Origin of the sequence: Bacillus sp. FSL R5-0422 (assembly GCF_038610765.1) — a bacterium.
In the GTDB taxonomy this organism is placed as follows: domain Bacteria; phylum Bacillota; class Bacilli; order Bacillales; family Bacillaceae; genus Bacillus; species Bacillus pumilus_O.
In genome coordinates, this window is sequence record NZ_CP152014.1 from 1,821,837 (window position 1) to 1,834,611 (window position 12,775).

8 protein-coding genes are annotated in these 12,775 nt (G+C 42.4%); 4 read left to right on the forward strand and 4 right to left on the reverse strand.

Going from position 1 to position 12,775, the window contains the following annotated elements; genetic code table 11:
- Positions 1-8: 8 nt before the first annotated feature.
- A complete protein-coding gene (gene gltB, locus MKX52_RS09150; protein WP_342490579.1) occupies positions 9-4,580 on the reverse strand; it encodes a glutamate synthase large subunit in 4,572 nt (1,523 codons plus the stop codon).
- Between the two features lie 153 nt (positions 4,581-4,733).
- On the opposite strand from gltB, the gene MKX52_RS09155 reads away from it, so the two are divergent.
- From MKX52_RS09155 to MKX52_RS09165, 3 genes are all read left to right on the forward strand, one after another.
- Entirely contained in the window at positions 4,734-5,636 is a 903-nt protein-coding gene (locus tag MKX52_RS09155) for a LysR family transcriptional regulator (protein ID WP_012010212.1), read from the forward strand.
- 94 nt (positions 5,637-5,730) lie between these two features.
- The gene (locus tag MKX52_RS09160; protein WP_088000654.1) at positions 5,731-7,464 is read left to right on the forward strand and encodes an ABC transporter ATP-binding protein; all 1,734 of its coding nucleotides are present in this window, start codon (positions 5,731-5,733) and stop codon (positions 7,462-7,464) included.
- Positions 7,461-9,290 carry an ABC transporter ATP-binding protein gene (locus MKX52_RS09165; protein ID WP_342490580.1) on the forward strand — a complete coding sequence of 610 codons (1,830 nt, stop codon included), beginning with the start codon at positions 7,461-7,463 and terminating at the stop codon, positions 9,288-9,290. The genes MKX52_RS09160 and MKX52_RS09165 overlap by 4 nt, the downstream gene beginning before the upstream one ends.
- Before the next feature lie 46 nt (positions 9,291-9,336).
- On the opposite strand, the gene MKX52_RS09170 is transcribed toward MKX52_RS09165, so the two are convergent.
- Positions 9,337-10,158, reverse strand: coding sequence for a MerR family transcriptional regulator (locus MKX52_RS09170; RefSeq protein WP_342490581.1), 822 nt, complete (start codon positions 10,156-10,158; stop codon positions 9,337-9,339).
- 86 nt (positions 10,159-10,244) lie between these two features.
- Between MKX52_RS09170 and MKX52_RS09175 the strand changes: the two genes are divergently transcribed.
- Positions 10,245-10,814 (forward strand): GNAT family N-acetyltransferase, encoded by a 570-nt coding sequence (locus MKX52_RS09175; protein ID WP_119125699.1) that lies wholly within the window; start codon positions 10,245-10,247, stop codon positions 10,812-10,814.
- A 44-nt stretch (positions 10,815-10,858) separates the two neighbouring features.
- Here the strand turns inward: MKX52_RS09175 and MKX52_RS09180 are convergent, their stop codons facing one another.
- Both MKX52_RS09180 and MKX52_RS09185 read right to left on the reverse strand, forming a co-directional pair.
- Positions 10,859-11,419: a GNAT family protein gene (locus MKX52_RS09180; RefSeq protein WP_012010217.1), complete on the reverse strand. Its 561-nt coding sequence runs from the start codon at positions 11,417-11,419 to the stop codon at positions 10,859-10,861.
- Between the two features lie 84 nt (positions 11,420-11,503).
- On the reverse strand, positions 11,504-12,772 hold the full coding sequence (locus tag MKX52_RS09185; RefSeq protein WP_144472231.1) for a glutamate-5-semialdehyde dehydrogenase: 1,269 nt from the start codon (positions 12,770-12,772) through the stop codon (positions 11,504-11,506).
- Between the last annotated feature and the right edge of the window lie 3 nt (positions 12,773-12,775).

Here is a 12,775-nt window from a genome sequence, read left to right on the forward strand (position 1 = left end):
CCCCTTTCTTAATGAGCGAGGGCTGCTTTTTGCCCGTTTGCCGTTTCTTGATTTTTCGGTTTCGTGTTTGCTTCAAAGGCGAACATGACAGCTTCTTCATGACTAAGGCCCGCTTGTTTTTGTTCTTCAATACTTTGAAGCATCATTTTGTAATTTCTCGGAATCACTTTAATGAATTGATCCTTTTCTTGCGCCCAGTTTTCTAAAAGTGCCGAAGCTTTTGCGCTGTTTGTATAGTGAAGATGCTCTTGAATCAGCTGTTTCACTTCTTGCTCTTCATCGTGATCTGTGAGTTTTTCAAACATGATCATTTCCATGTTGCACATTCTTTTGAATTGTTTCGCATCGGAAGTATGGACGTAAGCTACGCCGCCAGACATGCCTGCACCGAAGTTTTTCCCGACGTCTCCTAAAATGACGACACGTCCGCCTGTCATGTATTCACAGCCGTGATCACCGATTCCTTCAACAACCACATGCACCCCTGAATTACGAACGGCAAAGCGTTCACCTGCACGTCCGTTAATAAAGGCCTTTCCGCTTGTCGCTCCGTAGAATGCAACGTTTCCGACAATGACGTTTTCATGTCCATTTTGTACAAAGTGATCAGAGGTTTTGACGGCAATTTTGCCTCCAGAGAGTCCTTTGCCAATATAGTCATTTGAATCACCCGTTAAATAGAGAGACATGCCCTTTGGTACAAATGCGCCAAAGCTTTGTCCTGCGGAACCAGTAAACCTTAATGTGATCGTATCCTCTGGCAAGCCTTCTTCCCCGTAGCGTTTAGACACTTCACTTCCAGTAATGGTTCCTGCCACACGATTGATATTGCGAATATTCAATGATAGATCCACCGGTGTTTGATGATTCAGCGCTTCCTGTACATAAGGGAGGATTTCATTCATATCCAGTGATTCATCAATTTTATGATTTTGCGGTGTTCTGAATGTACGAGCTCCTTCTGGCTGATAAAGCAGTGTTTCAAGGTCTAGCTGGCCTGCTTTCCAATGAGCTTTTGCTCGTTCGCTAACTCCTAGAACATCCGTGCGTCCAATTAATTCATCCATTGATGTAAAGCCAAGCTCTGCTAGGATTTCTCTGACTTCCTCTGCAATAAACATCATGAAGTTCACAATGTGGTCAGGGTTTCCCATGAATTTTTTACGAAGCTCTGGATTCTGTGTAGCGACACCGACTGGGCAAGTATCTAAATGACATGCTCTCATCATGACGCAGCCCAATACGACAAGTGGAGCTGTTGCAAAGCCATATTCCTCTGCTCCTAAGATCGCAGCCATGACAACGTCGCGGCCAGTCATTAACTTTCCGTCCGTCTCAAGAACGACTCTTTCGCGAAGACCGTTTAACACAAGGGTTTGATGCGCTTCTGCCAATCCAAGCTCCCAAGGAAGCCCTGTATGTTTAATACTCGTTTTCGGTGAAGCTCCTGTACCGCCATCATACCCGCTGATGACAATGACGTCCGCAGTTCCTTTTGCTACACCTGCTGCAATGGTGCCAACGCCGGCTTTAGATACAAGCTTGACACTGATGCGTGCATCACGATTCGCGTTTTTCAAATCATGGATCAGCTGCGCCAAATCCTCGATGGAATAAATATCATGATGCGGCGGTGGTGAAATCAACCCAACGCCTGGTGTAGATCCGCGTACATCGGCAACCCAAGGGTATACTTTATTTCCTGGCAGCTGTCCGCCTTCTCCAGGTTTTGCTCCCTGCGCCATTTTAATTTGCAATTCATCTGCATTGACCAAATAATGACTCTTCACGCCAAAGCGTCCAGAAGCAATTTGTTTAATCGCACTTCTGCGATCATCGCCGTGCTCATCAACTGTAAAGCGAGCAGGATCTTCTCCACCCTCTCCGCTGTTACTTTTACCGCCAATTCGGTTCATGGCAATGGCAAGCGCTTCGTGCGCTTCTTTACTTAAAGACCCAAATGACATGGCACCTGTCTTGAATCGGCGCACGATGGATTCAGCAGATTCAACATCTTCCAAACGAACTGGTTTTTGCTTTGGCTGAAAAGCAAATAAATTTCGAAGGAAGCCGATTCTTTCTTCATCCGCTGCCTTTGTATATTGCTTAAATAGATCGTAATCTTCATTGCGGCATGCCCACTGAAGCGTATGAATCGTTTTTGGATTAAAGGCATGGTGCTCACCATTTTTTCTCCACTGGAAATCACTGCCTGATTCGAGTGTTTGGTCAGTCGCTGCCTGATACCCTGCTTCATGACGGAGTTTTGCTTCATGTGCAATGGTCTCAAGGTCAATCCCGCCAAGCTGAGAAGCTGTTCCCGTGAAATACGCCTGAATGACGTCTTCACTAATGCCGACGGCTTCAAAGATTTGCGCTCCTCTGTAGCTTTGCACAGTGGAGATTCCCACTTTAGACATGACTTTGACGACACCTTCGGTTACGCTTTTCCCAAACTTTGTGACTGCTTCATCAAAGCTGAATGAGATGGCTTCTTCTGCAATCAACTGTTTGTACGTTTCATAAACAAGATAAGGATGAATGGCATCTGCACCGTAGCCAATCAGTGCGGCAAAATGATGGACCTCTCTCACTTCTCCAGATTCAACGATCAGACTCACCTTTGTCCGTAAGCCTTGACGCACAAGATGCTGATGCAGTGCACTTAGCGCTAGTAGCGGTGGGATTGGCACCTTTTGTTCTGTCATGTCACGATCTGAAAGGATTAATAAAGATACACCTTCACGAATCGCTTTTTCTGCCTCTTCAAACATCGCATCCAGCCCACGCTTTAAATCATCGGTGAAAAGAGTATGAATCGTTTTGCTTTTAAAGGCATTATGAACAATTGTTTTCAAACCGTTAAACTGCCCGCTTGTTAAGACGGGTGTATACAATTTAATTCGCCGGCATGAATATTCATTCGGATGTAAAATATCTCCTTCAGCACCTAGCCACGTCATCGTAGATGTCACAAGCTGCTCACGAATGGCATCAATCGGCGGGTTCGTCACTTGTGCAAACAACTGCTTGAAATAAGAAAACAGAGACTGCGCACGATCAGATAACACAGCAAGTGGTGTGTCGCTTCCCATTGAACCAATTGGGTCCTTGCCTTCTTCTAGTAAAGGAATTAAATACTTTTGAATGTCCTCATACGTATAATGGAACGCACGCTGGCGCGTCAATAAATCATCCATTATACTAGAATTTTCTGAATTTTCTTCCGAGCGATTGACGTGCACCATTTCTTCATCAAGCCATTTTTGATAAGGAAGTTCATTCGCAATCGTCGATTTCACTTCTTCGTCAGAAATAATTCGTCCTTCTTCTAAGTCAATTAGTAGCATTTTACCTGGCTCAAGACGATCTTTATACTTCACATCCTCTTCATTTGTGTCAATCACACCGACCTCAGAAGAGAAAATAATATGATCATCATTTGTGACATAGTATCTTGCCGGTCTTAATCCGTTTCGGTCTAAGATGGCTCCAATTTGTTTACCATCAGTAAAGGAAATGGCTGTGGGCCCATCCCATGGCTCCATAAGAGAACTATGGTATTCATAAAATGCCCGTTTCTCTTTCGACATGTGCGTGTTTTCAGTCCATGGTTCTGGAATGAGCATCATGGCTGTATGAGCAGGTGTACGTCCTGCAAGCACAAAGAATTCAAAGGCATTGTCTAGAATGGATGAATCACTTCCGTCTGCATTCAGCACTGGCAAAATCTTGTCTAAATCGTCTCCGAAAGCTTCAGATACGAATTGTTGTTCTCTTGCTCTCATCCAATTGATGTTTCCTCTTAATGTGTTAATTTCACCGTTGTGAATCAAGTAACGGTTTGGATGGGCTCTTTCCCATGTAGGAAATGTATTTGTACTAAATCGTGAATGAACAAGTGAAAATGCAGAAACAAATGTTTCATCCTGAAGATCAAGATAAAAAGCATCGACTTGATCTGATGTTAAAAGCCCCTTGTATACAATGGTTTGACTCGACAAGCTGACAAAGTAAAATTGCTTTTCCTCTTCTGTTCCCCAGTTCTCAGCCTGCTTACGAATGACATATAATTTTCTTTCAAATGACAAACGATCTGTGATCTTGTCGTTTGCCCCGATAAAGACTTGCCTCACAACCGGACAGCTCTTCGCTGCGACAGTACCAATTTTCCCAGCATCAACAGGAACGGTTCTCCAGCCAATCAATGTTTGACCTTCTTGCTTAATGAACCCGTTGATTTTCTGTTCGATGGCTTGACGCGTTTTCTCGTCATCCTCTTTTGAAAAGAAGACCATTCCTACCCCGTAACGGCCCTTTTCAGGAAGTGCAAAGTCTTTGCAGCTTTTTCTAAAGAAAGCGTCTGGCAGTTGTACCATTAAACCGGCACCATCACCTGTATACGGATCACTGCCTTGCCCGCCGCGGTGATCAAGCTGGCATAGCATTTGTAATCCCTTTTTGACGATGCTGTGTGTCGCTTCCCCTTTTAAATGAGCGTACAGTCCGATCCCACATGCATCATGTTCAAATTCAGGACGGTAGAGACCTTGTGGTTGTGGTAGTTGATTATAAGTCATCGTTTCTCTCCCCCGTTTTAAAGATCCGTTTTTTCACAGTAATAAAATCTCACAAACTCTGTAACTTATTTTAAGTTTTCAAATTAATATAAACAATATATAATTTAGATGAAAACAATCTCTTTTTGAGATAGATGGGTGTGAAGTGTAAAAATGGAGCTTCGTCAATTGCGTTATTTTGTAGAAGTCGCAGACCGTGAACACGTGTCAGAAGCGGCTGAAAACTTACATGTTGCCCAATCTGCGATCAGTCGGCAGATTGCGAATTTAGAAGAAGAACTTGGAGTGGCCTTATTCGAACGAGAAGGACGAAATATCAAATTAACGAAGATTGGCAGGCAATTTTTAGATCATGTCAGAACAGCACTCAAAGCCATTGATTATGCGAAAGAGCAAATTGATGAATATTTAGATCCGCACAAAGGAACTGTCAATATTGGCTTTCCTACTAGCCTAGCAAGCCAAGTGCTACCTTCTGTCATTTCCGCCTTTAAGCAGGAATACCCAGAGGTCGATTTTTTACTTCGTCAAGGATCCTATAAATTTCTCATTGAAGCTGTAAAAAATCGAGATATTGATCTCGCCTTTTTAGGACCTGTACCGACAAACGACCCTCAAATAGAAGGAAATATTTTGTTTTCAGAAAGCATTTATGCCTTGCTGCCTGTCAGCCACCCCTTTAGCGGACAAAGGAGTATTCATTTAAGTGATTTAAGAAAAGATCATTTCGTATTATTTCCGGAAGGATATGTGCTGAGACAAATTGCGGTAGATGCTTGTAAGCAGGCAGGCTATGAACCAACCATTTCATCAGAGGGAGAAGATTTAGACGCCATTAAAGGTCTCGTATCAGCGGGTATGGGCGTTACCTTATTACCCGAAAGTGCTTTTTATGAAACCACACCGCGATTTACAGTGAAAATTCCGATCGATTTTCCGCAGGTGAGAAGAACCGTTGGCATTATTGCTTCTAAATCACGAGAAATGTCTCCATCCGCTCATGATTTTTATGTGTTTGTGAAGGATTTCTTTTCTAAAATTGAACAATATAAATAATTCATTCAAACAAGACATTTCATTTGTAGAAATAAACCCTCTTTGTATATGATGGGTTACAGAACAACAGACTATATGGAAGAAAGGTATTTGTATGAAATCAATTTTATCGTTTTTAAAGCCTTATCGGCTATCCGTTGTGTCCATTGTGATCCTCACCTTTTTAAGCAGTATGCTCCAGCTGTATTTACCGACGCTTACGGCAGATATCGTCGATGTCGGGATCGTCCAAGGAGATATTGCTTACATATGGAAGGTAGGCGGCTGGATGGTGGCTTGTTCTCTACTTGCCATCTTGCTCACGATCTGGAAATCTTACTTGTCATCAAAGACTGCACTTGGTTTCGGGCGTGATATGAGAAGACAGCTTTTTGTGCATGTCGAACAATTTTCACTAGAAGAATTTCAAAAAATCGGCACGTCTTCCTTTATTACAAGATCGACAAATGATGTGAAACAAGTCCAAGATGTTACGATCATGATTTTACAAATGATGACGAGAGCCCCGCTCATGCTTGTGGGCGGAATTATTTTGGCTGTATCCCGAGATGCTGTCCTATCTCTCATCTTTTTAGCAGCCCTTCCCCTTCTTGGCGGATTTATCTATTTAGTATCGAGAAAGGCCATTCCGCTCTTCGGTCAGCTTCAGAAAAAAACAGACCGGCTGAATTTAATTATGCGAGAATCTCTTTCAGGCATCCGGGTCATTCGTGCTTTTAACCGTGTAGATGATGAAAAGGAACGTTTTCAAGAAGCCAACACATCCTACAAGGATACGGGCCTTAGAGTTAACCGTTTAATGGCTTACTTGTTTCCATTTATGCTCATCATCATGAACTTCACAAATATCGGCATCGTCTGGCTTGGTGCAAACCGAATTGATGCCGGAGAGATGGAAGTTGGGAATCTGATTGCCTTTATCCAATATGCGATGATGATTTTGATGGCACTGATTATGCTGTCAATGAGTTTTATTATGGTTCCAAGAGCACAAGCATCAGCTAAACGCATGAACGAAGTGTTAAACATGGAACCGAAAATTCAAGACAATGAAGGAACGGTTACTGACCTGCGTGCACCCGCACAATCCATTCGCTTTGAGGATGTATCATTTTATTACTCAAATGCGGAAAAACCGGCGGTTCAAGATATTACATTTGAAGCCAAAACTGGCGAAACGACAGCTATTATCGGCAGTACAGGTTCAGGGAAAACCACCCTTCTCCAGCTAATGACGCGATTTTACGAAGCGACAGAAGGCCGGATTACACTTGATGGTGTAGACATTAGAAATTTGCCTCAGGAGAAACTGAGAAGCCAGATGGGCTATGTTTCTCAAAAAGCGGTTTTATTTAGTGGAACCATTGCCGATAATGTGCGATTTGGTAGACAGGATGCAAGCGATGAAGATGTTTGGCAAGCGCTTCGCACGGCGCAGGCAGAAGAATTTGTTTTGCAAAAAGATGGCGGAATCGATGCGGAAATTGACCAAGGTGGATCGAATCTATCTGGCGGTCAAAAGCAACGTCTTTCTATTGCAAGAGCGCTGGTGAGAAAGCCGTCATTCTATCTGTTTGACGATAGTTTCTCAGCACTTGATTATAAAACAGATGCAAAGCTACGGGCATCATTAGAAGCCGAAAAAGCACATGCTGCTCTCATCATTGTGGCGCAAAGAATTAGCACAGTGAAGCATAGTGATAAAATCATCGTACTAGATGAAGGGAAAATTGCAGGTATCGGAACACATGAACAATTACTGAAGGACAATCTTGTCTATCAAGAGATTGTGGCATCACAGGAAGGTCAGGAGGTGGAGCGAGGATGAGTAAGAAAATGTCTTCCGGCATGGGCCATAAAGGCGGCCACCCTAGAGGGCCTATCGCAAAACCAAAGGAATTTAAGAAAACACTAATTCGTTTGATTGGCTATTTGAAACCGAGAAAATTTCAGCTGATCCTTGTTTTCATTGCAGCGGTCGGTTCAACCGTTTTTAATGTCATTAGTCCAAAGCTGCTAGGGGATGCCACCTCTTCCCTATTTGACAGCTTTACTCAAGGAACGGCTGTTCAATTTGATGTCATTTCGCGGATTTTATTACTGCTTATCCTATTATATGTCGTTGCCTCTCTCTTTTCATTTGTTCAGCAATATGTGATGGCGGGTGTCTCCCAACAGACCATTGCTGAATTGAGGCAGGAAGCAAATGACAAGCTCACCCGTCTCCCTCTTCGGTATTTTGATAAAACAACCCATGGGGACACACTGAGCCGTGTGATGAATGACATCGATAATATTAATACTTCGCTTCAGCAGGCACTCACCCAAGTGATTACATCTGTCATCACGGTCATTGGGATTGTTGTCATGATGCTATTCATTAGTCCGCTTCTGACCTTGCTCGTTTGTTTGACGCTACCGCTCAGCCTGTTTGCGATTCGCGGCATTACGTCATTTTCTCAAAAACATTTTAAAGCGCAGCAAAAAGAGCTTGGGATGATCAATGGACATATTAATGAAATGTTCACAGGGCACCAAACGGTTCGTGCATATGGCTATGAAAAGAAAGCGATCGATACATTTGATCAATTAAACGAACAGCTATATGAATCATCGAGAAAAGCGCAGTTCATTTCCGGCTTAATGATGCCATTGATGACGTTTATCGGGAACCTTGGCTATGTGGCAGTCAGTGTAGCTGGCGGTATTCTTGTAATAAACGGGAATATTCGTGTCGGGGATGTGCAGGCGTTTATCCAATATACGCAGCAATTGTCTCAACCGCTCGTGCAAGCATCAAGCGTCGCCAACTTGGTTCAATCAGCGATTGCTTCTGCTGAAAGGGTGTTTGACATCCTGGATGAGGAAGAAGAAAGCACTGAGGAAGATGCGGCGATTGACCTTGAATCACTTTCAGGGGATGTGAACTTTGAACAAGTTCAATTTGGATATGAAAAAGACCATCCGATTATTAAAAATTTGAGTTTAGATGTCAAAGAAGGTCAAACGGTTGCGATTGTTGGGCCAACAGGCGCTGGAAAAACAACCATCATCAATCTTTTAATGCGTTTCTATGAATTAGATCAAGGCTCTATCCGCATCGGCGGCGTCAAAACTACTGATCTCAGCCGTCAGCAAGTACGCGACTTATTTGCGATGGTTCTTCAGGATACGTGGCTTTTTGAAGGGACGATTCATGACAATATTGCTTATGGCAGGCAGAATGTCTCAAAAGAGGATGTCATCAAAGCCGCCAAACATGCTTATGCTGATGACTTCATCCGCACGCTTCCAGACGGATATAACACACTCTTAACAGAAGATGCCGGTAATTTGTCCCAAGGTCAGCGCCAGCTGTTAACCATCGCCCGTGCGATATTATCTGATCCAAAAATATTAATATTAGATGAAGCGACGAGCAGTGTGGATACACGGACAGAGATGCACATTCAAAAAGCGATGAATGAATTGATGAACGGCAGAACGAGCTTTGTCATTGCACACAGACTGTCGACGATTAAAGATGCCGACCTTATTCTAGTCATGAAAGATGGTACCATCATTGAAAAAGGAACACACAGCGAACTCTTAAAACAAAATGGCTTTTATGCAGACTTATATATGAGCCAATTTACGGAGAATCAAGTCGGTTAATATCAAAAAGGATAGACGCGCATCCATGCGTTCTATCCTTTTTTGGTTAATCTGAGTGCTTTTTCACTTTTACACTGAGTTTCGTTATATACTCTGCTTCATCTTTAGACATGAGTGAATGAAGCAAATACTCTTCAAATACATCTCCATCTAGTATCATGTCCTCTTTTTCAATTTCATCTAACAAGCGCGAATAAGCAGATTCAATCTCTTCATATGATCCTTGATCATACATCACCGCATAAAGGCCAGCAGGTTTTTTAACTGCTTCCGGCGCTTCCATTCGGCAGAACAACTGATCTGACTGATGATATTGACGCTGAAGGAACTGTTCCTTTTTTAAGACAGCTCCATTTGCAGCAGCCCCTTTTATGCCAATTTCCTTTAGAAAATGTCCTACAATACGAGATATTTCTTCTACGGATGTATTCATGTCGATCGGGTTTGATGCGCTTAGTACAACTGGTTCTTCCGGCAGCTCTTGAAACAGCACCTCCCCTATTTTCACAGTTGATAATTCATGCGTTGTCTCCATCACCCGCATAAGAAAAGACTGGATATCTTGAAGTTTTTCAATCTCTTGTTTGACCTTTTCTATTTGTTCAGCTGCTAGGCTTTGGAGCCTTTCGCGGGAAGGCTCAGTGAAATATTGTTTTAACTCTTTTATCGGAAATTGAACAGCACGAAGGGATTGGATCGCTATGAAATGGTCAAATTGCTCAAGGGTATAGTAACGGTACCCATTTTCATGGACACCAGCAGGCTTAAATAAATTAATTTTATCGTAATAAAACAAGGTATCTTTCTTCACATCAAATAACTTGGCAAATTCTCCAGTGAAAAATGTTTTTTGCACATCATTCATCAAAATTAAGGCTCCTCTCTTGACTATGGAGTTACTCCACCCTTTATGATAACATGCAGAACACTATTACGCTTGGAAAGGATAAAAACATGAACAACATCACTCAACATGAAGTGACATTAGAACTTGCAAAAAAAGAAGACTTCCCTTTTATGAAAAATGAGCTACAGAAAGCTTTTACAGCTGGCGTGATTGACGCATTTGGCGATGCGCATGACGGGCCGATTCCTCCAGATGATGTGATTGACGCATCTTTTCATTCGAATGACCACATTGTTTATCATATTATGCTAAATGGCGAAAAGGCAGGCGGCGTGGTTATTAAAATCAACCAAGAGACCAACCACAATTCAGTTGACCTATTATACATCTCTTCATCCTCACACGGAAAAGGCATTGGTCAGGCAGCATGGAAAGCCATTGAGGCGCAATATCCAGAAACGATTGTCTGGGAGGTTGTGACCCCATATTTTGAAAAACGCAACATTCACTTCTATGTCAATAAATGTGGCTTTCAAATTGTGGAGTTTTATCATATGAAACATCAAGATCCAAACGCACCTCAAGAGGATGAGAGAGAAAGTGAGCACACAGCGCCTGAGGAATTTGAATTTTTTAAGTTTGAGAAAGTGATGAAGAAAACCTGCTGTAACAAATGAATGCATGGAAACGATAAAAAACTCCCTCGTATAGGGAGTTTTTATCATGATAGAATACTAGGTCGTTCATCTGTAGACAATATGGCAAATAAATAATGATCTTTCCATTCTCCATTAATTTTCACATTTTGCCTAGATAGACCTTCTTTTTGAAAGCCTGCTTTTTCAAGTACTCGAATAGACCCGCGGTTATGAGGCTGAACACCTGCCTCTATCCTATGCAGGTCAAGCTTTTGAAATGCCTCATCAAGCATGAGCGCAATGGCTTGAGTTGTGTAGCCTTTACCATTTTGATTTTGATCAAGACCGTAGCCAAGCCAAGCACTTTGAATCACATCTCTGACAATACCAGACAGTGTAATCGATCCAATGAGTTGATTGGTCTCACGATGAAAAATACCCTTTGCATATGTCTCATCGTTTTTCCGACCTTTCTGATACATCTGAATTCGCTTCAATTGCTCAGGTATGGTGTAAAAATGTTCTTGTCTCAATGAAGTAAAGGGCTGAAAGAAATCACGATTTTCATATTCAAGTGTTGTCAGCGCTTCAGCATCGTCTTCTATAAAATCTCTCAAATAAATGGATAAGTTGATATTCTCCATGTCATACCCCTTTCTCATCTATCCTTTCATCATACACTAAAAAACACTACCTCATGAAAAAAGGTAGTGTTTTTTAAATCTCATCTAGCTTCTAATCTGACCGTCACCAGACAGAAGTAACTTCGTTGTTGTGAGTGCTGGCAGCCCCATGGGACCTCTGGCGTGCAGTTTTTGTGTGGAGATACCAATTTCAGCTCCATATCCAAGTGCACCGCCGTCTGTAAAGCGAGTAGATGCGTTATGATAAACTGCCGCCGCATCGACTTCGTTTAAAAATATGAGTGCCTGCTCTTCATCCTCTGTCACGATGGCTTCTGAATGTTTTGTACCGTATTTCTCAATATGCTGGATCGCTTCCTCGATTGAATCAACTACCTTTATGGCAAGATCAAGACTTAAATACTCATCTGTCCAGTCTACTTCCTCAGCAAGAATGGCATTTGAAAAATGAGACAATGCAGCCTCGTCGCCATGTACAGTGACATCGTGCTCAAGAAGGGCATCATTCAATGATGCCGCATTTTCTTTCAGCCAATCGCGATGGATGATCAGCGTTTCAAGTGCATTACATACTGCTGGACGATTCGTTTTTGCATTGATGACGATCTCAATCGCTTTTTTCACATTGGCTGTTTGATCAATAAAGACATGACAGTTTCCTGTTCCTGTTTCAAGGACGGGAATGGTAGATTGTTCAACCACTGTTTTGATTAAAGAAGCTCCGCCTCGCGGAATCAAGACATCAATCCATTCTTTTAGATGGAACATAGCTTGAACCGATGAACGATCTGTTTGTTCTATCAATTGCACCGCATCACGCGGAATTTTTGTTTGATCCAATGCTTGATGAATCACACTCACGATCGCTTTGTTGGAAGAAATAGCGGAGGAACCGCCTTTTAAAATCACTGCGTTACCTGCTTTAAGGGCAAGTCCTGCTGCATCGACAGTGACGTTCGGTCTCGCTTCATAGATCATCCCGATCACACCGAGCGGTACTCTTCGGCTTTTCACATGTAAGCCGTTTTCAAGAGTCCATTCATCCAATATTTCTCCAACAGGATCTGTTAATCTCGTCACAAGCCTCAAGCTTTCGGCAAAATCATGTATTCTTTCTTCATTTAACATTAAACGATCCAAGAGTGCCTCTGAAAAGCCCTTCTCCTTCCCGGCATCTATATCCTTTTGGTTCTCTTGTAAAATGAACGTGCTATTTTGTTCTAACGCTTCTGCTAGTTTAAGCAGTGCCTCGTTTTTATCCTCTGTATGAAGTAAACCTAGTTTTTTTGAAACGTGCTTTGCTTTTTTCGCTTTTTCTTTGACCGATGTGACAACTTCAGCTGTCAGTGTCATGAA